This window comes from Halalkalibacter kiskunsagensis (assembly GCF_037027555.1).
GTDB classification, from domain to species: domain Bacteria; phylum Bacillota; class Bacilli; order Bacillales; family Bacillaceae_D; genus Halalkalibacter; species Halalkalibacter kiskunsagensis.
The window spans coordinates 1-23,795 of record NZ_JAXBLX010000063.1 but is presented as its reverse complement, the minus strand read 5'-3'; the positions used below and the strand labels follow the sequence as shown (position 1 = coordinate 23,795).

The following is a 23,795-nucleotide window of genomic DNA, read 5'->3' as shown; positions in this document are numbered from 1 at the left end:
CAATTAGGACCTGACACAACTTCCCGTGCAAACGGCTCTGTTGGTGGAGAAATCACAAAAAGATTAGTTCAAATGGCAGAGCAACAAATGGGTGGATCTCAATTTTAATTTAGAAATAAACAGGCGCTTACATTCGTGTAAGCGCCTTGCTAATTTAAAGCATTAATTTCTACTGTTTCATTTTATTCAGAGTTCCTTCGATCTGAGTTTGCCTATCTTCAACAGTCACATTATTCATTTCAAATAGTAAGTTCTCACGCTGCCTTTCAAGATACGACAATTCGTCAGTTAGTCACTGCTTCTTTTCCTTAAGCTCATCATGTGTAAATATACTGTTAATGCTAAATCAATTAATTTGCTATTTTGACTCTCAAGTTCTTTTATTTGCTTATGTAACTGTATTAGTCGAGTATTTTGTTCAGTTTCAACTTTTGAACTAGTTTCAGAATTTAATGTTTGAAAAATTTCTCTAATTCCACTTTGTATTTTTGAAGATGCAACATTACTAGCATTTCCATTAATTCTTTTAGAGCTGATGACTCTGTTCAAGGCTTGTTTATGTAAAAAACGTAACTGAGCTGTTTTGGTTTAACGTACTAAAGACCAACCCTTGTAGGTTAGTCTTTGTATCTAAAGTATTAAAGTGATCCTTTTGATCGATCTATACTACCGAATTTTTCCTTTAATGAATTTTTCGATTGAAGTACGAGTGCATAATTTGTCGAAAATTTCATGAAACTTTTTTACTTATTCGGTTTATTTATACCTTTAAAATAGATAAAATGTAACGTATACTACCATACCAGTTAATGAAAAAAATATATATTTCATATGCAAAAGTAAAGGAGGGAAGGATATGGTCAGTTTGTTAGATGATAAGATTTTATTGGAATCTTATCACGAAGCCATTAAATTAAACTTAGACAGAGAGTTTATTTCAATATTAAAAGATGAGATTAAAGAACGAGGACTTTATAATGAGCTAAAAAAAAGTAAGTCACTGGTTGCCTTTTAATCTTTATTATTGATTGATTATTACTAATCAGTATCGACCGTACATGTATATTTTTACATTGATTGTAAATAAATGATATGCATAGTTGAGGTCAGTACTAATGAATCAAAACATGATGCTTGAACTCAGCTGCGTCGTGTAGCAAATGCCCGGCTACACGACGATTGTCTTCATCATCAGAAACAATAATACTAAAAACCGCTTATTCATGACTTTGATCTAATTCACTAGCTGCTATAACTACTCCTTCCTTTTTAGACAAAATAAAGAGCCAACATCAAGTGTTGACTCCAAGAAAGCATTATAAACCCTCAAATTCCTTTTCTGACAGGTCAAATTCCTTAATCATTTCCTTTATGACCAAATCAATCCCTTTAACTTCTCCCAAATAAATTTGTTTTAATTCAATTAACTTTTCGTCATCCATTTGTTGAAATAATGAATTCTTTTTACAAATTAGGCTCTGTACATATGAAATAACCTTTGATTCTGTCAATCTTAGTAAACCCTCCTTTTTATAAATCGCCCGGAAGGTAAATCTATTCGGCAACTGGCTAGCATAGTTTATTACCTTAGCCCCTATAGTTTTGCGTCACCACTTTTCAGTGATTTTGCCCTTTCGTACGATTTTTGTATACTTATATTATGGTTGGAATATCCCGAATATTGAATAGGGAATTCATCATAATTTTTTTCCTGTTTTTTCAATCAGTTAGGAAATCAGGGAGTATTTTCAGTTTAATTATCGATCGACTGTCTTGTTTACCCCTATACTTCACAAAAACGAAAACTACTTATTCACTACTCTTTTCCTTTTATCTTTTTATGGATGCTTTCTAATTCTTTCAAAGACAGTTCACCTAGAGATTTTTTGATTTCTTCCGCGATCTTTTTTCTGTTGCTTTCTCGATATTGATCCCACCATTCCCGCAAACCTTCCGTGTTATCAAGAAGGTATTCAATATCTATTTCCTCCACTTCATCATCTGACAGATAATTCAATACAGCTGCTAATAAACGATTAAGGTTACCTATTTCATCTTTTTTATTTGGTAATAATTCAATAATTTCCTTATCCGTCTTCTCGTTAATTGGAGTAGCTTTTCGCATTGTTCCCCCCCCTTTAATACTTTTTATGCTATTTTAGTATTACCATAAAAAATATATCCCATTAATTTTTATTAATATTAGAGCAGGCACTTTGCTAAGAATCCTCGCTTTTAAAATGTCAAATGTACTTTCAGAGATCGTAACCCGTCAAAAATTAAGGATTCTGAAGGCATGTTTACATCATGTCTCCCATTTAACCTCCTTGCTTTATTAAGTCAATTATTGACTACCTCTTCCTGCCTTAGATACTAGTTATATACAAAAAGGAACTTAGACACCATATTTCGTATCTAAGCCCCAAACAGCTTTTTCCTCTATCGTATAATCTTATGAATCAAATAATTTAATCATAAATACAGTCCCTACATTAAGAGTGCTATCAATTTGAATTGTTCCACCATGGAGTTCAATAATTTGTTTCGTAATCGCTAATCCTAACCCACTACCTCCATGTTTTGTTGATCGTGATTTCTCTACTCGGTAAAAACGGGCCCATATATGTGGAAGATCATCAGCTGGAATCCCCTCTCCATTGTCTTCGATTTCAATTTTTATTTCATTGTTCCACTTCTCTAATCTAATTTGTATTTTCCCATTTGGGTTTGTATGGCGAATGCTATTATTCAGTAGATTTAATAAAGCTCGTTCAAACTGATCTTGATCAATGTTAGTAACGAGTGATGGGGCAGAAGAGGAAAAGAATAAATCTATATTTTTATTGTCAGAGTCTAATTTTACTTTCTTAGTTGCTTCTTGAATCAATTCTACAAGGTCTGTCCCTTGTATATTCAGAGGAATACTTCCTTCTTCTAGCTTCATTAATTGAAAAAGGTCTTTCACTAAACCTTCCATTCGAATTGCTTCTTGATGAATGATCGCTGCTTGTTCATGTACAAGTTCCTTTTCGACCTGCTGATCTTTTAACAAAGAAGCATAAGCTTTAATATACGTCAAAGGTGTACGGATGTCATGGGCGACGTTTGTAAGAAATTGTTGTCTCGTATCTCTAAATTCCTTCAGCTGGCTTGCCATGGAAGAAATATGCCTTAATAAATCAGATAATTCATCATTTCCTTCACTAGAGAGTTGAACATCAAAGTTCCCTTTTGCTATTTGTTTAGTCAAACTTCGTGCATTCGTAATGGGAAGAGTAACCCTTTTTGATAAGAAAATAGTTAACATACCTGAAAATAAAAGCGTAATCAAGCCCATAAACGTAGTAATGCCTAAAAGAGTCCATCTAGCCTCCTCAAAACTGCCGGTATCTTGGTCAATAAATAAATAACCTGCTATCTCCCCATCTATTTCAAACGGTTCAAATGACCAAATATGTGGAATATGTTCGGTCATTGTATTAACAAATTCTGTTCTTTCATTAGTAATAAAAACACTAACAATCCAGCTCTTGTAACGATCAAGCATTTCCTTAGATACTGGTTGCGTGCTAGTTTGCACGTTAAAATCAGCATCGAAAACAATAAATGTATTCTCAGGGTTCCTACTCTCCATTATGACAACATGTTCAAGAGTTTCTGGCCCCCAATGCATTTCTACTACTTCGCGGTGTGCGTCAAGTCTATATTCAATATCCTTTTGGGATTGATCTTTATAAAATGATTTTGACAGGATGTAAAAGGAGACACCCATCATAACAATGATCAATAGCGTGGACGTAAATACGAGCAAGCTTAATTTAGTTGACAATTTCATTTGCTCAAACCCTCATGTTGCGGAATTTTATAACCAATTCCCCAAACAGTTTCCACTACTGTTTTGTTAATCCCAGCTTTTTTTAGTTTGTCACGGATGTTTTTAATATGGGTATCAATATTTCGAAAATCACGATCATCCGCCTCTTCCCATACAAGAAAAAAAAGTTGTTCCCGTGTATATACACGTCCAGGGTGGGAAAAAAGATGGATGAAAATCTGATATTCTTTGTTCGTAAATGGAATCATAGTTGAATTGTAAGAAACCATATACTGCGACTGATCAAGAGTAATTCCAAACATCCCATTATTTTTTTCTTCGTGTACAAAAGATTTTACACGTCTGAGTACGGAGTTCACTCGGGCAACTAGTTCCTTCGGTTCAAACGGCTTTGTAATATAGTCATATGCTCCAAGGTTTAATCCTTCAACCACTTGATCTGTCTCACCTATAGCTGAAATGATAATGGTTGGCACTAATTGATTTCTTTCTTTTAATTCCTTCAGTACTTTAAAGCCGTTCATCTCAGGCATCATTATATCTAGTAGCATCAAATCAAACTTTTTTGCCTCAAGAAGCTCGAGTGCTTCCTTTCCAGAATCAGCAGTTGCCAATTCAACCTCATTTGAACCGATACAAAAACAAAGTAATGATTGCATTTGCTTTTCGTCATCGACAACGAGTATTTTCTTCATTATCATCACCTCATAAAAAATGATCAAAATTAGTAAAAGAATAACCTAGTAAGCTTTACATCTAAATGTAGTAGCAAACTTTTTTCTTCATACACCTTACTGACCTGTATATACTAGCTATTTTATCGTAAAAGTATGTAAAAAGAATGAAGTTTCTCGGGATGCACTACGCAGAGATATAACAGCCGTTACAATCAATGGGATAGAATATGATTAGAACTATTTTGTTATAGGGAAAAACAACCCTAAATATGAGAAAAATCAAAACTTGGCTGAGGATCTACATTATTTACTTGAAAAACATTATCTAGGTTTAAGTAGGGGGTACTTGTTAAGTGAGGATCAGGGATTAACGGCAGGTACAACCAGGACCTGTCAGAAAACGCCATAGTTATTAAAATGGGATGTGTAGATTATACATTAGATGAAATTTACTGAACAAGTGAGGTATTAACTGAAATAATTAGTGATTACTACTGAAGATTGTCCGAAAAAGTTAATAATTAATAAAGTAACCATTACAACATGAGTAGTTCCAAATAAAAAGGGATAAATGTTCAAACTCTGTTCATTTATCCCTATACTTTTAAGTTTTATAGCTAACCTTATTCTAAATTCAGTATACAGGTTAGCATTTTATTTCTTTTTTTGCCCTTCTTCTGCTAGTACTTCCCATGATCCCCCAAAGTTAGTTGTTTCATAAATACTTTGGTTAAGTGATCCAATTATTAACTTTTGCTCGTCAGTTGGGTGATTGCTAATATACATAATGTAATCACTTTCCAACTCAAAGTTAAGAGAAGCCCACGTTTCTCCAAAATCTTCACTGAAAAACAATCCCTCTTTTTCTCCCAAAAGATAGGCAATTAAATCTTCTGAATCAGAGTCAAGAGTTTGCAGAGCACTTGCACTTAAATTGGTCTCTTTTAAGGTCCACGTTAGACCACCATCTGACGATTCATATAACCCAGTCTCCGTTCCAGCAAGTAAGTAATCTGGAGATTGCGGATGAGATGTCAATGAAAGTACGGAAGCTAAAGGTTCTGGTAACCCCGTTGTATCAAGCATTTCCCAGTCATATCCACCATTGTCTGATCTGTAAAAGTTTGAGTTGTATACATCAATTCCATACATGATCTCCTGATTTTTCTCATTTAGGTGCAACAGGTGGAAATCAACTTCTTCATAAAGAGCAATCGGTTTCCATGTCTCCCCAAAATCATAACTAATGATCACGCCTAAAGGATCAACAAAGTCAGAACGAGGACCTGGGTGGCCACTCGAAATCATTGTTTCTTCGTCTTTAATTGTGTAGCCCATGAAATCATGTTGATGCTCAGGTTCTCCTATTAATTCCCATCCGCTCTCATTAATATTAATTAACCCCATATGTGTAGCCAAAAAAATACTCTCGTCATTTTGTGAGTACTCCAAACCGTGTATATGCATAAACGAGTCAACTTGATTTGAATCATTTGAGCATGCAGTTATTATAAATAAAGCAAGAATGCTAACTATAAATCCCTTGATCATTAAAATATCCCCTTTTGTACGTTTTTTTCTTTCTTATTTTTTGGTAAATATATGCACTATACCTCCAAACTTCAGTCCTTTTTTTGAACACATTTTTTCTCTTAGCAAATCTCATCGTTTCTCTGAAACCAAATTGACGACAAGTAAGTTAAACATGATAATACCAAAGCAAATCCGGAGATTTCTCTCCATGCCAACCTATTGAAAGTCGTAGGTGTAACAACAGTTGGAAAAAATGTGTATCCTATTGCAACAGCCATAATTAGTAACGTGACTGATCAGATAAATAACATTCTATTTTTCACAGAACTCCTCCTCGTTTACAACCTTCCAATAGTGTAAAATGAAATTGTGAAGGAATAATGGAGAAACGCAAATAAAATAGATCTGCCGCACTCTATTCATATACTAGATACTTTTACTTAACTAAAAAGGGTTCCTTCATTTTAGAGCTTAAGGAACCCCTCTTATAACAGCTTTTAATTTCATTCTTCTGGTCCTTTTTTATCATCACTTTTTTTCCATTCGTAATCGGGGCTTTCAGTACAGGAAGTAATTGAGATGAACTGGAACTAGAGGAACAAACTAATTTAGATTCAGCGTATTCTGACCAGTACTTTAATACCCATAAAAAGAGGCTTAAAATACCTAAATACAATTTAGTAACATTTACATGCAAACTTCTCTTCGTTTTTGATACATAAAAGGTACCAAAGAGGTGTTTTAATCATAGCAAGTAGCAACAATAATTCAAATCAATTTTTAGTTCCAAGTGTACAGCAAGCATTGGATCAAATGAAATATGAGATTGCATCAGAATTTGGCGTTCAATTAGGGGCTGACATGACATCCCGTGCAAACGGCTATATCGGTGGAGAAATGACAAAAAGATTAGTTCAAATGGGTGGATCTCAATTTTAATAGGAATCGAACTGGCGCTTACAAGAATGTAAGCGCCAGTTCATTTATTAGGAAAGTTTCATTCTCTGCTCCCCTAACTTCTCTATAAAGATTTCAGATATGAAATTAACTTGTCTTTTCACTTTAACATGCGCTACGTTTCACCGTACCAAGTTTAAAAGCGGTTTTCATGCTAAATTAGGTTGAACTTCATATGATCGTTTAATTATTATTCCTTTCAAGAATTAATTGTTTAATCTCTTGAATATCTCTCTTTAGTTCTTGATTCTCTTTATAAAAACGATCCATCTGTTCCTTTAGTTGCGCTTCATCCTCCTGTCCCAAATAGCTTAAGATGACTGCAACTACAAGGTTTAAAATAACTAATGCTCCAATTACGATAAATGATACAAAATAAGCCCAAGCCCATGGTACCTCATGAATAATCGGTCTTGCTACCTGACTGGCCCATGATTCAAACGTTACGACTTGCAACAAGGTAAAAAGTGCTGAATGAAAGCTTCCAAAAAACTCATATGGAAGAACATCACGAAAAAACGTTGTTCCAATAATCGCATAAACGGAAAAAATCAAGATCGACAAACCTAAAATTCCTGTTAACGCTGGTATGGATTTCATTAAGGAATCGATTATTTTTCGTAATGCAGGAATTGCTGGAATCATTCTTATTAAACGCAATACCCTTATGAGCCTTAAAACACTTACGAAAGGTGTTGTGTAAAATAGTAAACTCCCTATGACAATACTGAAATCAAATATATTCCATCTATTAGAGAAATATCCTCTAAAACCGAGACCTATAATTTTCACTATTAGTTCTAACACAAAAATCCAAACAATGATTTTATCTAGAAATAGTAATAGATTGTTACCAGTGAAATACGTCTCTGCAATAATAATAAGTCCGTTTAATAGGATAATACCTATAACAATCGGTTGGAAGTTTCTATGCTCGACAAGCTGTCTAATGCTAGTTCTTAAGGTGCTATTTTTGTTATTGATTTCTTCTTTATGTTTTAATTCCATTTCTGTCTACCACTTTCCCTTTCTATCAATATGCTTTCTATTTCTATTATTATACCAGTTAAACTATTAAATGAATTACAAAAACGAAATGCTACATGATAATTTATGACAATATTATGAACAACAAAGGAAACCCCTCAAACTTGTCAAGAAAAATACTTTCTAACTTACAGTATTTATACTTGCTAATAAATCGATGGAAACACCTACCATATTACCCCTAATTAAACCAATACTACCCACCAGACTCAATCCTCCATTAGAGGGTTGTGCCTGGTGGGTAGTGCTTTTATTGTTTAACTGATCTTTAAAGTAAAAAAGATAATGCAACCTTAAGTCAAAAGGCAGCATTATCTTGCACTATTAATATTCGTAATCGGTGCCTACTCCATTAAGAAAAACATAAAATTTCTCCTAATACTTCTTTGCATCATGTCCCACAAAAGGTTTGGTAAGGACGGTTTGATTCAGCAGGCAGAGTAGAGTAATCAGCCTGTTCAGGAGAATGCTCATATGGCCTTGAAAGAACATCAAGCAACCGCTCCATCACACTATAATCTCCTTGTTTCACTGCGGCTTCTAATGCCTCTTCTACCCGGTGGTTGCGAGGGATAAGTGCAGGATTGCTTTTTTGCATCAGCTGATGAGAGGATGCTTCTGTTTCCTGCTGTCTATTACGTCTCGCCTGCCACAGCTCATGCCAATGAGCAAATTCTGGGGTTCCAAACAGAACCGTATCCTCATGTCGTTCAAAAGTTAATGCGCGGAACGTATTAGTATAGTCTGCACGATATTTCTGCATCATACTGAGTAGGCCTTCGATAAGGGATTCATCCTGGCTCTCTTCATTAAAAATTCCCAATTTTTCTCTCATTCCGTTGACCCAATTAGAATGAAACACCTTACTGAAATTTGAAATCTCATCCTGAGCCAGTTTAACAGCTTGCTCCTGGTTTTCATGCAGAATCGGCAATAGTGCCTCAGCAAATCGAGCGAGATTCCACCCAGCCATTTGTGGCTGTTTGCCATAGGCATACCGGCCTTGAACGTCAATGGAACTGAATACGGTTGCTGGGTCATATGTATCCATGAAGGCGCAAGGACCGTAATCAATGGTTTCTCCACTAATGGTCATATTGTCCGTGTTCATCACCCCATGAACAAAGCCAACCAGTTGCCATTTGGCAATCAGTACGGCCTGACGTTTGATCACTTCTCGAAGTAGTGAAAGATATCGACTCTCATCAGCTTCAACTTCTGGAAAATGACGCTTAAGAGTATAGTCAGCGAGAGCCTGGAGTTCTCCGACTGTGCCCCAATTTGCAGCGTATTGAAAGGTGCCAACTCGCAGATGACTAGAAGCCACACGCGTCAATATCGCACCAGGTAGTTCGGTTTCGCGGATAACTGTCTCACCGGTTGTCACCACTGCTAGACTACGCGTGGTAGGAATACCAAGAGCATGCATTGCTTCGCTGATGATGTATTCCCGCAGCATCGGTCCAAGCGTTGCTCGACCATCACCCCCGCGGGAGTATGGCGTTCTACCTGAACCCTTGAGTTGAATATCAACCCGTTTATCTAGTGGAGTGATCTGCTCGCCAAGTAAAATAGCCCTGCCGTCCCCTAACATGGTAAAATGTCCGAACTGATGTCCTCCATATGCTTGAGCAAGAGGCGAAGCTCCTTCGGGAATCTGGTTGCCAGCAAGCACGGCTATGCCATCTTTGTTTTGTAGCTCCTGAACGTTTAACCCTAAGGATGTTGCCAACGGTTCATTAAAAATAATCAACTTCGGTGAACGGACAGGGGGTGGATTGAGGCTGCTAAAAAATGATTCTGGCAAACGAGAATAACTGTTATCTAAGTTCCATCCTTTTTTTTCTTGTCCCTTTGTCATTGTATCTCCTTTTCTGCTTTGTCTTCTTGTATCTCATCTATCTTTTAATAAAACAAAATCCATAGTCAATCTATGATGTATTTAGTTATTCACTTGCCATATCAACTCAATATTGCCCTTTGTAGTGTCTACGTCTGCCAATTTATTATACCCATTCCAATATAGATCGCGCACTTAAAATGTATATGGAGAATGAGGTGGAATTAGGTAGCAAACAAGGAACCTCCTTGAACAAGCGGATATACCTAATTTCTAAACTTCAGTAAAAATAGTTATTCTTTTAACAAAATATCAAAGCCGCTTTATTTTCCTTGCTTTTATTATAATAACTGTTTCTCCACAACATACAGCTATACACAAAACAAGAATATAAAACCAAAGAAATAATAATAACAAAGTTCATCTTTTCATAAACGTGAATTCTTTATATATTTACCAAAAAAACAATATTCACCTTTTTTTGAAAAAATCGTTATTCCTTTCCATTATGCCCTTTCTACGTCTTTAATCGTTGTTATAGTTCAACTAATTCAACTTTCATTCTATCTAGATCTTCACAACCCCTAAATTGATTTACTATAACTAAAAAAACACGAAATAACTATAATGACTACACATATTAATCGAACCACCTTTTATATTGGGTATAACTCGCTTAAAATTGAAATGAAAATTATATACACGTTCTATTACAAATACCTTAATTCTGTTCAAGTTCTGATGAATAAGTAAAATTATTACGCTTGTCATATCCATTTTATAGATTGTTAAATAGCAATACCTTAGCACTAAGATACTTACTTCTAAAATTCTTAATTGAGGTGGCGCATAAATAATCAAACTGTCTTACTTACAGGTGTAAGTAGCGGGATCGGTTATGAACTGGCCAAAATTTTTGCCGAAAATAAATATAACCTGATTCTTGTTGCAACAAGTAAAGAAAAGCTGGATCAGATTACGAATAGAAGCCTTCATCCGAATCGCTTCTTTTGGGAATCGACACTTTAAATATTGAACCAACTCCCTCTTCACTGAGGACTTCGATCGAATAGTTGTGAATCGTTAAGATCCTTTTTACAATTGACAATCCAAGACCATTTCCTTCTATTGAACTAGTTCTCGCTTTGTCCACTTTATAAAAACGATCAAACAAATATGGTAAGGCTTCTTTTGGTATCCCTTTACCAAAATCTTTTATGCTTACTGTAACATCGTGATTTCCTCTCTTTAACTCAATACTAATTGTCCCATTTTGTGGGGAATGTTTTATTGCATTTGTAAGAAGATTGAGCCAGACTTGCTCAAATAAATCTTGATCTGCAACAACCTCCAAAGGATCCAACTCTAACGAAATCTGCAATTCTTTTCTCTTCCATTGAGGTTCAGTCGCTAGTACCGTTCTTCTAATTTGTTCATCTAGACTATAAACCTCCGGTCGATACGGATGATGCTCGGAATCAAGTGAGGCTAATCGTAATAAATTTTCACTAAGTCTAGATAATCTCTCTGTTTCTTGATAAATGATATCCAAGTATTCTTTCTGATTTTGTTTCGGGACTACTTCATCTCTTATTGCTTTTGTAAAACCTCTAATGGATGTGAGGGGTGATTGTATTTCGTGAGATACACTACTTACAAAATCCTCTCGCATTTTATCTATTTTTTCAACTTCCGATGCCATATGATTGAAGCTAGTAATTAATTCTCCAACTTCATCTTTATTTTTACTTTTTAAACGTACAGAAAAATTCCCTTTTGCCATTTCTTTTGCTGCATTCGTCAGCTTTTTGATCGGATTTACAAAATAACGAGACGCAAGTAAAAATAACAAGCTACCGATTAACAGTACCAATATCAAAGAAAATACGATAACTCTTTTTAATCCCCTCATCTCTTCTTCATAATCAAAATGGATGAACAAAGCGTAAGGTTCATTCATGAGTTCAATTGGCATACCCACTACTCTCGTTGCCTCTCTCTTTCTATACGGAAGTATAACCGGGGCTTTTTCACTTGAGTGAAACACACTTACGATTGCATCATTAGAAATGAAAAAGGATGAATGCTGATCGAATAAAGGAGTCCCCTCTTCATCAACGATCATCATTTCAAAATAATAATCTTTAAATAGTTCAATCAGTTCAGGAAGGGTTTCTGGTTCTACTATCTCTATCATCTTTGCTGCCCCTGTTGTAACGTGAGCAACTTCCTCGTCAAAAATGACTTCATTATGAAAGAAGTAAGAAGCTGTTAAGTAAGAAGTAAGTAAACTTATGATGACTACACCTATGAATGTTGCGACAATCCGTACATAAAGACTCCTTTTAAACACTTAAACCTCCTCCAAACGATATCCTAAACCCCTAACGGTTGTAATCGTTAAGTCTGAAAAAGGAACTAAATTTTCTCTTAAGCGTTTAATGTGAACATCGACCGTTCGTTCGTCTCCTTCATAATCATATCCCCAAATACTTTCAATCAGTTGAGTTCGTGTAAAAATCTTCCCTGGAGAGTTAGCTAACATAAATAGTAACTCAAACTCTTTTTTCTTCAAATTTATGACTAAATCATTTGATTGAATTAGAAGCTTTTCTAAATTGATCGTTGTTGAACCAACGGTCACTACTTTTTCTGAAACTACATTATAACGCTTTAAGAGAGCTTTCACACGTAAGATCAATTCTACTGGATCAAAGGGCTTCACTAAGTAATCATCCGTACCTGCACTAAACCCTATAACTTTATCTTGTGATTCTCCTTTCGCTGTAACCATTAATATTGGAATGTTTAAAAAAGACCGGATGTCTTCCGTTAATTCAATCCCATTAATATGCGGCATCATCACATCAACAATCGCTAAATCAACCTGTTCATGAGAAAGAAGTTCTAATGCTTCTTTTCCGTCTGATGCTTCGATTACGGTAATTTGACTATTTTCAAGGTACAGTCTCATTAATTTTCGGATATGAGAATCGTCATCGACTACCAAAACTTTATTCATTTTACCCCAGCTCCATTTAGCATATTTGAGAAATTTAATTAGAATGTTATTGTTAACACGATAAAGACTACTTGCTTTATACCTAACCCTTGTAAATTTCTCTCAATAGTAAGAGAATATCATACATATATGAACTGACCATGAACTGATTACTATTATATTCAACATGAATGATTACTACTGATTCTGTACTAAGATACGAACTTCTTGCATCTAGATTAAAAGACCCCCTCACACTAATCCTACGATTAATCATATTTATTTTCGTATGCAAAAATTCTGTCAGACCTTGAAATTCATATAAATCAACATTTGAACTGGCATCCTTTTCACGGTGATGCATAAATCCTGAATAAGCCGTAACATTTGGAGTCGCAGCTAGTGAATTCGTCAACATGACTATTTCGTTAGCTGCGATTGTAGATGCATTACTATCGCGTAACATAGTAGCTGTTGGCATAAGATAGGGGCTATAGAGGCTCTACTATTGAACTAAAAGGGACATCACTTATATGTGCTTTTAATTAACTATTTTCTATATGGTAATGGATACCTAAAAATGAATGTCCGTTAATATTCTCTTTCAGTGAGTCTTTACTAAAATACTCAAGATTGATACTTTCCCCATCATTCATTTCTAATGCCCGCTTACAGCGATTGCACAGTATAGATGAATGACACTTTGTAATATCCGAGTAAAGATACAGTAGGAAAACCTAACCAAACTTGAATGCCTATAACTGCAATTTTCGCCCAAAGTGAATCCGTCATCCATGGAATAGCTTGGTCAAAAATGGTATTAGAATATTACGGTCAATTGCACCAAGGTCATTACCTCAAGCTAAGCTTGATAATAAAGTAGCTAGGGTAAATCTAGTTACTCACCTTGTTAAAGCATTGCCGCTCAGCTTTGTCTATTTTTCAGCGGCATCTAATCTTAGAGGCTACTCACTCTGTATGTCCACTCATTAGCTGTCGCTTTATCCATGGCACAGAGGAATCCATACGGTTATAAATTAAGTCAGATAATAATGATTTAAAAGCTGCAAATAACACATATTAATTAATAGTAAAAATACTGAGGAGTTGCATAATGAAAATCACAATATTATTTTTCACGTTTTTTATTTTAGGAGTCTTTTGCGTACTTATCATGAATGAAACAATCGGTATAGACTTCTATTCCTCTTTTCTGAAAAATGTCTTTGTTACATTTAAAGTCATGAGTACACCTGAATATGGATTTATAGTTTTTTTTCTACTTCTTGTACTCTATCGACCGCTTTCTTTACTGTTCAAACAAGTAGTGGCTAAAAACAACACGCATTAGGTTGTCTGATTGATTTCAGAGTTCTCTTTTTTAAATAGTTTTTTCAGGAATACAATAAGAAGGAGCACGACTGGAATATAGACTGCAAATATCCCATGAATGGTCAACAACGAAGCTTGCCCTTCCTCAATATGCTCAGAGTAATCTTTCGCAATAATCACGGCTAAAAATAACACGATAATCCCAAATGGTAAAACTAACTTTTTATGATCAACTCGAAAAAGATCTGCGGTCCCAATAATAGCCGCATAATAAAAGATAGCCGTTTTAAAAAAAGCACCGATAAATAACGTTAACACGACAATCGCATCAATTCGTTGAATAAACTCATAAATATTAACAAGACTTACTGTTATAAACAAAGGAAACGTTGATGTCTCAACTAATCCTGCACCAAGGACAGTAACATTTAAAGAGGTCGTATACATTAATATGAAGCTACTTAACACAATCGAGCTCGCTCCAAGCTTTAGTGCCTTCTCTTTATACTGCAAATATGGCAGGATAAATGAAAAACATATGACCTCCCCCCACGGAAAAACGGAAGTAAGTGGGAATACTGTTCTCAAAACAGGCTTCCAACCTTCTTCTAAAACAGGTAGTAACTTTGTAACATCCACAATGCCAGATAAAAGAACGAACGCATTCCCAAACATCCCTAGTAAAATCATAACAATAAAATATATTTCTGATAATCTTCCTAAAATGAGCATTCCTTTATACAAAACATAAGCAATCGCTAACACCATCAACATCATAATAACGATCATTGGTGTTTGATTATAAACCGATGTAACTAATAGCCCGCCAACATCCCTTAAATCCCTTGCTGCTCCATAAAGAAAGTACGTAATATACAGTATACCTATTAGCAAACCAAGATATTTCCCTAAAATATCTTGAACATAGCTTGTTAACGGCTTCAAATAGAGCATGAATAAATAATAATATATATAATATAAAACAAGCCCTATAAACATCCCTAGAAAGATTGCAAGCCACGCATCTTTTTTCGCATTAACACCAAAGCCTACAACGACAGCAGTACCAAGTTGAAATAGCATCATTAGGGAGAAAAATTGATAACTCGATATTTTTACTTTTTCCATTAAAGGCTCTCCTTTTTCACATTATCACTAGTATATTGTTTAATAAGGCAATAGCTACGCTCATTGCTTCGAAATTGCTCCAAAAGATAATAACCGGCCTTTTAGACCGCTACTAGAACATCATCCCACTACGCCGAATAACCGTTTCAACATGAACGTTTATATCACATTCTGGGAAGACTTCTGACCAGTTATCTTGTACCTTTTTCCATTCTTCTGGATGCTGTATGTCCAACTTGTCACCAAAGCCAAAAACATCACTTCCCGCTTTTTGAGCGATATCGATAACTGCTAACAACTCTTCTTTTGTTTTTTCTGACCAAAGCCCTTCTAACTCGTTTATTACTTCTTTTTTGCTTAAATCTATGTCTTCGGAAGCATCAGCAATATTGCCAATTTGATTCACATGTAAATCAATAGTTGGCTTGCTACCATCAAACTTTGTTTGAATCGTCGTCTTGGATTGAATTAACTCTATTGGAATATGTTCTTTTTTCTGACTATAATCAACCGCAACAATTGCATTTTCAATCTCATTCAATATTTGTGAAATTCCTCTAGTAATATCTTTAGTGATCCACCGCTGCAGTTTCCCATCCCTAAACAAAGCCATTTCCTCAATAACAATTGTTGCCAGCATTTGGCTGTATTGATAATTCGGCTTCCCTATGCCCTTATCAACCTCCCCTTCAATTAAGATTCCGTTGATAAGCGGTTCTCTCCCTTTACTATCAAGAGCAGAATAAACATCCAATATGTTTACTTCAATATTACTTGACCAAAGAGACTGATTCGTTGTTAATTTACCCATTACAGCATTTGCTGGAATTAATACAAGTGACTGAACTGTATTGACAACCGTTTGAGCTGAATGACCTTTTGCGATAAATATTCTCGTTGTTAACCGTATGTCTGGATCTCTTCGGATAAAATTAATTACTTTCTGCAAATCCTCTTGTGCAACCTCTTCACTTATAATCACATGTTGAACATGCCCTAAGAAAATTTCCCTTGGTACCTTTTTAGCTGCACTTCTTATTGCCTCTACCACACTATTTCCTACACTTTGAAAATTGGTTGTTGGTAAGCGTTCCCCACCGGCTCCCATCGGTCCTTTAGCAATTGTCGCTGGGTTCAGCACTTGTAAAGTGACCTGATATTCCTCACTTTCTGGAACAGCATCGATACCGATTGCTGAAACAATTGCCAAATTCTCTAATTCAACAATATTCCAACAGCCACTTAATAAAAAAAGAGAGAGGAATAAAAGCGCAGTTAATCTTTTAAGAGGGCGTTCAAAAAAATCTGGTTTTGACCTTTTTGAACATCCCTTGAAGCAATGTACGTAACCGTTGCCTGTATTTAAGCTCGTTATGAGTGGGTTCCTCATAGCGAACGCGCAACGAGTGAAGCCATTTGTAGCACCCATTTCGAACACGCTCCTTACGAGGTTTTTCAAAAAGATTGTTTATTCCTTTTTTGAAAAACCTTTTTTTAAGAATGACCTTGTTTTTCTTCATCAATCTTCATCCTATTCTTATTAACTTGCGATTGAAATGACCAAATCGGAAATCTGAATAATGTATCTTTCTGAGCAGCAACACAAAAAGGGGCTATAGGTGTCATATATGGAACACCTAAAGACTGCATGCTACAGAGATGAGCAATCACGAAAATAAGAATAATCGCAATTCCATATAAGCCAATTGCTGCTGAAAAAAAGACCAAAACAAAGCGAAGCATCCGAATAGAAATAGCCATATTATAGGCTGGTGTTATAAAGCTTGTAATAGCCGTGAACGCAACGATAATAACCATCCCAGGTGAAACAATTCCCGCTTGTACAGCCGCTTCTCCGAGAATAAGAGCACCGACAATAGAGACGGCTTGTCCAACGGCTCTTGGCATGCGAATCCCTGCTTCCCTTAATATTTCAATACTTAACTCCATCAATAATGCTTCTATGACGATTGGAAAAGGCATCCCTTCTCGCTGAGCGGCTAAACTTAGTAGTAATGGTGTTGGAATCATTTCCGGGTGGTAGGTCGTCGCGGCAACATAGACAGACGTTCCTAATAAGGATGCAAGAAAGCTAAAAAAGCGTAGAAAACGGAAAATCGTCGCAATGTCATAACGATGATAATAGTCTTCCGGAGATTGGAATGATTGAAAAAAAGTAAAAGGAGCAATTAAGCAAAATGGTGTTCCATCTACAAGAATCACAATCCTCCCCTCTAATAAATTTGCAGCCGCACTATCTGGACGTTCCGTGTTATTAATTGTTGGAAAGAGTGTAATCGAGCGGTCTTCTATGAATTCTTCAACATTCCCTGATTCAAAAATGCCTTCTGTTTGAATGTGAGAAATTCGGTGTTTTACTTTTTCAAGTACTTCTTCATTTACTCTCCCTTCCATATAAAGAAGGGCAACATCTGTGTTTGTCACATCCCCTATTGTATACATGTCCACGCATAATTTTGGATTTTTTAACCGCTTTCGAATAAGGGCAATATTCGTACTTAAAGACTCTGTAAACCCATCTTTTGGTCCACGTATGACAACTTGAGAAGAAGGTTCCTCTATTCCTCGTTGCTTTTCTCCTTTTGAAGACCCACTTATTGCTTTGGGAACGCCATTAACAATGATAATTGAACTACCTGACAAAATTTCTTTTGTAACATCAGAATATTTTTTAAGAATTTGCTGTTTTCCTAGCATGGAGGCTTTTTGAAAAACAGACTGAAAACCGTCGCCTTCAATTACATTTTTTGAATATGAATGCTCCATTATAAGACTGATACAATCATTAATCTTTTGATCATCTACTAAACCATCCAAATAAATAATCCCAAGTTGTAACTCAGTGTCTTTTTTTAAGACAACTTCCCTCACGACTAAATCTGCACTGTTCTCCATATCTGCTTTAATTCGTTTAAGATTGTTCTCTAAGGAATTTTCTATGGGATCAACATCTATGATTGCTTCCCCTTGTTCTAGTTGTGTCCTATTCCTATCGCGCATGTGAGTTTTTCTTATATTTAAAAGACGCTTCATTATATTCCTCGCCTATTCGTCTTATTGTTCCTTCCTCCTCTTTACACCTGAAGCTTTAGAAGAAACTGATTTATATGATATTGTTTTCCTTTTTTAGTCTTAATATGTAACATTTATGGAATAAAGGATGCAATGTAAAAACAGTTTAAAACACAGCGACTTTTGCCAATCCTTCTTCTAAAAAAATTTCTTGAAATAGACGCCCATCTTCTAAGTACACAAAAAAAGTATTCGACCTTAGCGATCCCATTTTGACACGTACTGCTCTAAATAAACAGTTTCTCCTCAAAGTAAGGAACTAGCAAACTCCTTACTTTCTCACCAAAAGGTTCAAGCTCACTTTTAGCTGGATTAGGTTGGTGAGAGATCCCATGAGCATCAACTAGAATCTGCCGGACATGCTCTTTCTCTACACCTTCAATCTCAACGTCAAAATGTCTCGCACGTCCGCTTACTCGCCGTCGCTATATACATGGCTACAGAGGAATCCACACGGTATTTATTCATTTGAAAACGCTCTTGATGAAGCGTATACTAAAAATGGCTTTCTTTTTTCAAAGTTGCAAATCCCGCTTTTGGGGCTTCGTGCAAAGCATAATAAAAAGGGTGTTGAAAAAGTCTTTAATTAACGACCTTTTAGTCACCCTCGTTTTTTGAAATAGTATAATAAGTATTGTATTATTTGATAAATTATGAAGCTACCACACCTTTACCTTGAAGCTTCTCTTTTTATTTTGGCGGTTTGTCAATCTAACTGCGACACTTCTTCCCAAAATGCTTCGTATAAAGTTTTCCATTCAAGACATTTTCTTGGATGATTAATTAAATGCAAACACTAATTCTAAATCTTCTTCTGTAATTTAAAATAGATCAGTCTTCTTAGGAATAAATTCACGTAAGAGATCTTTACTGCAAGGTACATCCATGTTTTTTGTTCCGCAAAGGTGGCTAAACACCCTCTACTTTTCCCACGACTTGAAACCATTGTATCAAGTTCCCAGTATCCAAAAGTCGTTCTTTTCTTTATGATGAAGAACTGTGATAGTTACCTTATTTAACAATCCAAGATAGAACCAACGCTAAATGTTCTTGAACGAAAGATGTAGTTCTTGTAACCAACCAACGATCTGTTCGGGAAACCATGTTAGTAGAAGTTTTTCTTCAATGACACCTGCTAAAGAAGCAGACCATTTACCCTTTGGCTTACAGTCTTTTCGGCGTTCAACGTACTTGTCTTGAGCAACTTCACTAGCATAGTCTTTCGTACTATTTCGGTTTAATTCTCGAGCAAGCTTATTTTGATAAATCTTTAACCCATACATTCATATCCTCTAATTTATTATAAATATAACAATTGTTCGTCATTCTCCCTGTATAATCATAACCGAGTTGATAAAAGACTGCATTCATTCCAAATGATAAGGATCGGGCGATTGAAAATGCATAAAATATTTGTTCATTTCTTAATTCATTCTCTAGTTCAGAAAGCAATTTTTTCATAAAGCCATATTTTCTATGTTCAGGTAAAGTAGCACAATCTGTAAGCTCTGCGTGATGAAATGTTTTGTTTATATCTGCTGATGCTGCACTTACAATTTCCTGGTTGTATTCAACAATATGAAAGATAGAGCCGCTTTTCATCATTTTCTTTACGTAATCAGGTTCATTCATTGGTGTAGGATACACTTCAAATACGGTGTCATAAATTGTAGCTAGTTTAACGGCATCTTTTTCTGTTGCTCTTCTAAATTCATACGTATCAGGAATAGTCTTTTGTTTGCTATTGCGTCCTTTCATATAAACAGATGTAAGGATCTCATCTTCTTTCACCCAATCTGTACTAATACGACGTTCATTTTTTTTGTATAGTGCCATGGCATAACAATCTGCCCCGTTTCTAAAACCCTTAAATACCGCCTCAAGTTGATACCCAAATGAAAGCAATTGTTCGAAATGCTCAGGCTTTGCATGGATGATTACTTTCGTAAATTGCTCTTTCTTGATTACCTCTTCAATATTCTCGATTATTTTGTCAACATTTCCTTTATAATCATCAATTCGAAGTCGTTCGTTAAAATAGTCATAAATTAATTGAGCTGTATATTGTCCTGTTTTCACTGTTTTGATTTCAGTCTCTCTCATGTTAAGCCTCCCTTCACAGTAATTCACCGTTTCCAAGAATCATATTATATTTTTTCATCTTATACTGGAGTGTTTGTCTAGGAATCTCTAATTTCTTAGCTGCATGAAGGACGTTATTACCTGAATTAGCTAATGCTTCTTTAATAAGTGTCATTTCAGTTTTCTCCAGTGTTGACTTCAGTGAATACGATTTGTGTTCTTTGCTAACTAGTTCATCACTCAACTCTTGCATGTAGAGAGGTAAATGCTCGATCGTAATTGTGTCACAATCTACCATATTCATAGCATACTCAATCGTGTGTTCAAGCTCTCGAACATTGCCAGGCCATTGATGATGTTTAAGTTTCTTCAAGACATTTTCCTCAATCCCTACAACCAATTTATTAAACGTATAATTATATTTTTTGATGAAATGTTGAACTAATAAAGGAATATCGCTTATCCGTTCTCTTAGTGGGGGAACCTCTATGAAGATGACATTTAATCGATAGTAGAGATCAGTTCGTAATTGTCCTTTTTCAATACACGTTAGTGGGTGTTCATTCATTGCGACAATCATTCGAACATCAACTAAATAAGAATCTGTCCCTCCTACTCTGCGAATGACTCCATCTTCAAGGACTCGTAACAGCTTTGTTTGAAATTCAAGAGACATTGTATTAATCTCATCCAAAAACAATGTCCCCCTATGGGCAAGTTCAAACAGACCTGGTCGATCAACAGAACCGGTAAAGCTACCTTTTTTTGTCCCAAATAATGTACTTTCTAATAATGAAGCAGGAAGGGATGCACAGTTTTGGGCGATAAATTGGTCTTTATGTCTTGGTGATGCATTGTGAATTGATTGAATAAATAACTCTTTCCCTGTTCCTGTTTCCCCGTAAATCATTACTGGCGAGGACGTTTGAGCCGCTTTTTTTGCCAAATCCTTCACTTTTTTCATTTCAGGGCATTCCGTAATAATATCATCAAAATGATATTTTGCCCCTGTGATGGAAACAGGCTTTGACTTTTGATAATTGACTTTACCTTGTAACTCGAGAAGCGATTGAGATAATTTCTTGACAGTTGATAAATCTTTTGCAATTTCCACTGCCCCAATAATTCTTTTCCCAACCGTTATCGGTAAAGTTGTATTAACAGTATCAATCAGTTGACCTTTTATATTTTTATATGTTTGCGACTGTTGGTAAATCGGCTTGCCATTTTCCATTACTTTTAATAACGTGCTCGATTGGCGATTTAAAGAAGGGAATACATCGAGTACATGTTTGCCAAGTACATCATCAATTGTTGTTCCATCATTTGATGCAGCTACTTGATTATAATAAATGGTTATTCCTTCTGAATTCACAACATGAATTGCTTCATCTATGCTTTCTAAAATGGCCTCAAACATTTGTTTTGTTTCAAAGGGTTTTAAGAACAGAGAGATCACCTCACATCCATTCTACATATAGAGATTGTTCAAAAGCGTAGTGCTAGGCTTTTGAACAATCTCTATGCGTGTACAACGATTGCCTCACCACAGTGTTTACTCTTATTGCAAAGGAAAACATTCTGATAACTTCTATAAAATAGGTGAGAACAACCTTGATACCGATTCTTTAAAACGTATCTTTTTAGAGCGCATTTCATACTGCTCTAACGTTAACTGAGTGGAGTGTGTCATGTCTTCATGAAACAAGTTCTTTAACTCAGTTACTTCTTCAGTTGAATATAAAAATGCATTCACTTCAAAATTCAAACGAAAACTACGTACATCTATATTCGCTGTCCCAACTGAAGCGATCTTATTGTCTGATACGATCGTTTTGCAATGAAGAAAGCCATTTTCATAAATATACACTTTCGCACCGATTTTTAATAACTCACCTATATTGGAGTACGTTGCCCAATAGACAAATGGATGATCAGGTTTATTAGGGATCATAATTCTGACATCTAGTCCTGAAAAACATGCTATTTTTAAAGCATCCAGTAAACTTTCATCTGGTATAAAATAAGGGGATTGTATATAAACATACTCTTTAGCTGACAAGATTATTTTGATGTATGCTTTTTTTATTTGTTCAAGTTGTGAATCTGGTCCACTTGACACAATCTGAATTCCGCATTGACCGAACTGTTTCGTAAAAGACATACGATAATCTTTTACCGTTAATTCCTTTCTAGCAGCTTGGTTCCAATCTTGGATAAAGCGAGTTTGAATGTTATTTACTGCTTCTCCCATAATTCGTAAATGTGTATCACGCCAGTAACCAAATTTTTCGTGTAATCCTAGGTATTCATCCCCTACGTTAAACCCACCGATATAGCCAATTTCCCCATCAATCACAACTAGCTTTCGGTGATTTCTAAAGTTTATCGTTAAATTGATTAGCGGAATTCTTGGAGGGAAAAATGCTTCAATCTCTCCGCCTGCTGATTTAATTTTATGAATAAACGCTTTGCTTAAGCTTCGTGAACCTAAGTCATCATACAATACTCGAACTTCAATTCCTTTTCGAGCCTGTTCAGCTAGTGCATCAGCTAGTTTGTTACCTAGTTCGTCATTACGAATAATGTAATATAATATATGTATATGTTTCGTTGCATTATTAATATCATCAAGCAAAGCATTAAATTTCTCACTACCATCAGAATACACCTTCACTTTGTTATTCTGCGTAAGAAGCGCGGCATTATTGCTTAAGTTCATAATGATAAAATCTTTATACTTTTGAATCGCCGGATCACGAATGTCTATCTCATTTTGTCTTAGTGACGTTAATTGGGTTGACACTAATTCCTTCACTAAATGGTAGCTCTCTTCGTCCCACCTAAATAACTTTGACTTACTCAAGTTACGCCCGAATATAATATATAGGAAAAACCCAGCTAACGGAATCAAAGTTAAAACTAGAACCCACATCCAAATCGAATTGACATTACGCCTTTCTAAAAAGATAATCATAATAGCCAAAGCTGTATTTAATATAAAGATCATTGATACAATGATAGTAGTGAAACTCATTACAAATCCTCCAAATACAATATTTCCAATGTTATACCATTAGGATACCACGTTTCCCACTTTTGTCTAATTTACCAAATGAAGAATGTTAAATTGAAAGCCTCCTTCTTCTACCTTAATTATAAGGGAAAACAAGATAAATTGGTTCCTACTAAATTTGGTATGTCAACACTAAATCAAACAATCTTTTTAAGGGCTAAGTTTCGATAACTTACCGGACTTTGGTACCCTAG

Annotated in this window: 23 protein-coding genes, 1 pseudogene and 1 riboswitch; of the genes and pseudogenes, 7 read left to right on the top strand and 17 right to left on the bottom strand. The window is 35.5% G+C overall.

Annotated features, from left to right (window positions below):
* On the top strand, positions 1-108 hold a 108-nt coding region (locus SLH51_RS22525; protein WP_335963799.1), incomplete at its 5' end, for an alpha/beta-type small acid-soluble spore protein.
* 748 nt (positions 109-856) lie between these two features.
* Positions 857-1,015: a sporulation histidine kinase inhibitor Sda gene (sda, locus tag SLH51_RS22520; RefSeq protein WP_335963797.1), complete on the top strand. Its 159-nt coding sequence runs from the start codon at positions 857-859 to the stop codon at positions 1,013-1,015.
* Between the two features lie 301 nt (positions 1,016-1,316).
* On the opposite strand, the gene SLH51_RS22515 is transcribed toward sda, so the two are convergent.
* The 4 genes from SLH51_RS22515 to SLH51_RS22500 form a co-directional block, all read right to left on the bottom strand.
* Positions 1,317-1,511 (bottom strand): hypothetical protein, encoded by a 195-nt coding sequence (locus SLH51_RS22515; protein ID WP_335963795.1) that lies wholly within the window; start codon positions 1,509-1,511, stop codon positions 1,317-1,319.
* A gap of 46 nt (positions 1,512-1,557) precedes the next feature.
* A riboswitch (cyclic di-GMP riboswitch) is annotated at positions 1,558-1,641 on the bottom strand.
* 175 nt (positions 1,642-1,816) lie between these two features.
* Positions 1,817-2,125, bottom strand: a complete 309-nt coding sequence (locus SLH51_RS22510) for a hypothetical protein (protein WP_335963794.1) — start codon at positions 2,123-2,125, stop codon at positions 1,817-1,819.
* A 327-nt stretch (positions 2,126-2,452) separates the two neighbouring features.
* Positions 2,453-3,835, bottom strand: a complete 1,383-nt coding sequence (locus tag SLH51_RS22505) for a sensor histidine kinase (RefSeq protein WP_335963793.1) — start codon at positions 3,833-3,835, stop codon at positions 2,453-2,455.
* Positions 3,832-4,530, bottom strand: a complete 699-nt coding sequence (locus SLH51_RS22500) for a response regulator transcription factor (protein WP_335963792.1) — start codon at positions 4,528-4,530, stop codon at positions 3,832-3,834. Before SLH51_RS22500 ends, SLH51_RS22505 begins: the two co-directional genes overlap by 4 nt.
* A gap of 268 nt (positions 4,531-4,798) precedes the next feature.
* On the opposite strand from SLH51_RS22500, the gene SLH51_RS22495 reads away from it, so the two are divergent.
* Positions 4,799-4,921, top strand: coding sequence for a hypothetical protein (locus SLH51_RS22495; RefSeq protein ID WP_335963791.1), 123 nt, complete (start codon positions 4,799-4,801; stop codon positions 4,919-4,921).
* Positions 4,903-4,968 carry a hypothetical protein gene (locus SLH51_RS24595; protein ID WP_418770545.1) on the top strand — a complete coding sequence of 22 codons (66 nt, stop codon included), beginning with the start codon at positions 4,903-4,905 and terminating at the stop codon, positions 4,966-4,968. Before SLH51_RS22495 ends, SLH51_RS24595 begins: the two co-directional genes overlap by 19 nt.
* Positions 4,969-5,166: 198 nt before the next feature.
* Here the strand turns inward: SLH51_RS24595 and SLH51_RS22490 are convergent, their stop codons facing one another.
* Positions 5,167-6,063 (bottom strand): F510_1955 family glycosylhydrolase, encoded by an 897-nt coding sequence (locus SLH51_RS22490; RefSeq protein ID WP_335963790.1) that lies wholly within the window; start codon positions 6,061-6,063, stop codon positions 5,167-5,169.
* A gap of 729 nt (positions 6,064-6,792) precedes the next feature.
* Here SLH51_RS22490 and SLH51_RS22485 point away from each other — a divergent pair.
* Positions 6,793-6,984 carry an alpha/beta-type small acid-soluble spore protein gene (locus SLH51_RS22485; RefSeq protein ID WP_335963798.1) on the top strand — a complete coding sequence of 64 codons (192 nt, stop codon included), beginning with the start codon at positions 6,793-6,795 and terminating at the stop codon, positions 6,982-6,984.
* A gap of 201 nt (positions 6,985-7,185) precedes the next feature.
* Here SLH51_RS22485 and SLH51_RS22480 read toward each other — a convergent pair whose 3' ends face one another.
* Both SLH51_RS22480 and SLH51_RS22475 read right to left on the bottom strand, forming a co-directional pair.
* A complete protein-coding gene (locus SLH51_RS22480; RefSeq protein WP_335963789.1) occupies positions 7,186-8,010 on the bottom strand; it encodes an ion transporter in 825 nt (274 codons plus the stop codon).
* A gap of 430 nt (positions 8,011-8,440) precedes the next feature.
* Positions 8,441-9,910, bottom strand: coding sequence for a protein adenylyltransferase SelO (locus SLH51_RS22475; RefSeq protein ID WP_335963788.1), 1,470 nt, complete (start codon positions 9,908-9,910; stop codon positions 8,441-8,443).
* Between the two features lie 816 nt (positions 9,911-10,726).
* On the opposite strand from SLH51_RS22475, the gene SLH51_RS22470 reads away from it, so the two are divergent.
* Complete coding sequence (locus tag SLH51_RS22470) at positions 10,727-10,918, top strand: SDR family NAD(P)-dependent oxidoreductase (protein WP_335963786.1); 192 nt, start codon at positions 10,727-10,729, stop codon at positions 10,916-10,918.
* On the opposite strand, the gene SLH51_RS22465 is transcribed toward SLH51_RS22470, so the two are convergent.
* From SLH51_RS22465 to SLH51_RS22455, 3 genes are all read right to left on the bottom strand, one after another.
* Positions 10,866-12,242: a sensor histidine kinase gene (locus SLH51_RS22465; RefSeq protein ID WP_335963785.1), complete on the bottom strand. Its 1,377-nt coding sequence runs from the start codon at positions 12,240-12,242 to the stop codon at positions 10,866-10,868. The genes SLH51_RS22470 and SLH51_RS22465 overlap by 53 nt on opposite strands.
* The gene (locus SLH51_RS22460) at positions 12,243-12,911 is read right to left on the bottom strand and encodes a response regulator transcription factor (RefSeq protein WP_335963784.1); all 669 of its coding nucleotides are present in this window, start codon (positions 12,909-12,911) and stop codon (positions 12,243-12,245) included.
* 82 nt (positions 12,912-12,993) lie between these two features.
* Positions 12,994-13,371, bottom strand: coding sequence for a phospholipase D-like domain-containing protein (locus SLH51_RS22455; RefSeq protein ID WP_335963783.1), 378 nt, complete (start codon positions 13,369-13,371; stop codon positions 12,994-12,996).
* 633 nt (positions 13,372-14,004) lie between these two features.
* On the opposite strand from SLH51_RS22455, the gene SLH51_RS24655 reads away from it, so the two are divergent.
* Positions 14,005-14,241: a YczF family membrane protein gene (locus SLH51_RS24655; protein WP_472779954.1), complete on the top strand. Its 237-nt coding sequence runs from the start codon at positions 14,005-14,007 to the stop codon at positions 14,239-14,241.
* On the opposite strand, the gene SLH51_RS22450 is transcribed toward SLH51_RS24655, so the two are convergent.
* From SLH51_RS22450 to cls, 7 genes and pseudogenes are all read right to left on the bottom strand, one after another.
* Positions 14,238-15,350: a GerAB/ArcD/ProY family transporter gene (locus SLH51_RS22450; protein ID WP_335963782.1), complete on the bottom strand. Its 1,113-nt coding sequence runs from the start codon at positions 15,348-15,350 to the stop codon at positions 14,238-14,240. The genes SLH51_RS24655 and SLH51_RS22450 overlap by 4 nt on opposite strands.
* A 112-nt stretch (positions 15,351-15,462) precedes the next feature.
* On the bottom strand, positions 15,463-16,779 hold the full coding sequence (locus tag SLH51_RS22445) for a Ger(x)C family spore germination protein (protein ID WP_335963781.1): 1,317 nt from the start codon (positions 16,777-16,779) through the stop codon (positions 15,463-15,465).
* 65 nt (positions 16,780-16,844) lie between these two features.
* A complete protein-coding gene (locus SLH51_RS22440; RefSeq protein ID WP_335963780.1) occupies positions 16,845-18,404 on the bottom strand; it encodes a spore germination protein in 1,560 nt (519 codons plus the stop codon).
* Positions 18,405-19,149: 745 nt separating this feature from the next.
* Positions 19,150-19,717: pseudogene (locus tag SLH51_RS22435) on the bottom strand (transposase); the annotation flags it as partial.
* Complete coding sequence (gene ablB / locus SLH51_RS22430) at positions 19,698-20,546, bottom strand: putative beta-lysine N-acetyltransferase (RefSeq protein WP_335963779.1); 849 nt, start codon at positions 20,544-20,546, stop codon at positions 19,698-19,700. The gene ablB and the pseudogene SLH51_RS22435, both read right to left, overlap by 20 nt.
* Positions 20,547-20,559: 13 nt before the next feature.
* Entirely contained in the window at positions 20,560-21,945 is a 1,386-nt protein-coding gene (locus tag SLH51_RS22425; RefSeq protein WP_335963778.1) for a sigma-54 interaction domain-containing protein, read from the bottom strand.
* A gap of 171 nt (positions 21,946-22,116) precedes the next feature.
* Entirely contained in the window at positions 22,117-23,562 is a 1,446-nt protein-coding gene (gene cls / locus SLH51_RS22420) for a cardiolipin synthase (RefSeq protein WP_335963777.1), read from the bottom strand.
* Between the last annotated feature and the right edge of the window lie 233 nt (positions 23,563-23,795).

Excerpts from the sequence above, each read along its gene's own strand:
- sda (WP_335963797.1), top strand. The coding sequence starts at position 857 with ATGGTCAGTTTGTTAGATGATAAGATTTTATTGGAATCTTATCACGAA.
- SLH51_RS22440 (WP_335963780.1), bottom strand. The coding sequence starts at position 18,404 with ATGAAGCGTCTTTTAAATATAAGAAAAACTCACATGCGCGATAGGAAT.
- SLH51_RS22450 (WP_335963782.1), bottom strand. The coding sequence starts at position 15,350 with ATGGAAAAAGTAAAAATATCGAGTTATCAATTTTTCTCCCTAATGATG.
- SLH51_RS22510 (WP_335963794.1), bottom strand. The coding sequence starts at position 2,125 with ATGCGAAAAGCTACTCCAATTAACGAGAAGACGGATAAGGAAATTATT.
- SLH51_RS22425 (WP_335963778.1), bottom strand. The coding sequence starts at position 21,945 with ATGTTTGAGGCCATTTTAGAAAGCATAGATGAAGCAATTCATGTTGTG.
- ablB (WP_335963779.1), bottom strand. The coding sequence starts at position 20,546 with ATGAGAGAGACTGAAATCAAAACAGTGAAAACAGGACAATATACAGCT.
- SLH51_RS24655 (WP_472779954.1), top strand. The coding sequence starts at position 14,005 with ATGAAAATCACAATATTATTTTTCACGTTTTTTATTTTAGGAGTCTTT.
- SLH51_RS22490 (WP_335963790.1), bottom strand. The coding sequence starts at position 6,063 with ATGATCAAGGGATTTATAGTTAGCATTCTTGCTTTATTTATAATAACT.
- SLH51_RS22445 (WP_335963781.1), bottom strand. The coding sequence starts at position 16,779 with ATGGGTGCTACAAATGGCTTCACTCGTTGCGCGTTCGCTATGAGGAAC.
- SLH51_RS22500 (WP_335963792.1), bottom strand. The coding sequence starts at position 4,530 with ATGAAGAAAATACTCGTTGTCGATGACGAAAAGCAAATGCAATCATTA.
- SLH51_RS22505 (WP_335963793.1), bottom strand. The coding sequence starts at position 3,835 with ATGAAATTGTCAACTAAATTAAGCTTGCTCGTATTTACGTCCACGCTA.
- SLH51_RS22475 (WP_335963788.1), bottom strand. The coding sequence starts at position 9,910 with ATGACAAAGGGACAAGAAAAAAAAGGATGGAACTTAGATAACAGTTAT.
- SLH51_RS22455 (WP_335963783.1), bottom strand. The coding sequence starts at position 13,371 with ATGCCAACAGCTACTATGTTACGCGATAGTAATGCATCTACAATCGCA.
- SLH51_RS22480 (WP_335963789.1), bottom strand. The coding sequence starts at position 8,010 with ATGGAATTAAAACATAAAGAAGAAATCAATAACAAAAATAGCACCTTA.
- SLH51_RS22460 (WP_335963784.1), bottom strand. The coding sequence starts at position 12,911 with ATGAATAAAGTTTTGGTAGTCGATGACGATTCTCATATCCGAAAATTA.
- cls (WP_335963777.1), bottom strand. The coding sequence starts at position 23,562 with ATGAGTTTCACTACTATCATTGTATCAATGATCTTTATATTAAATACA.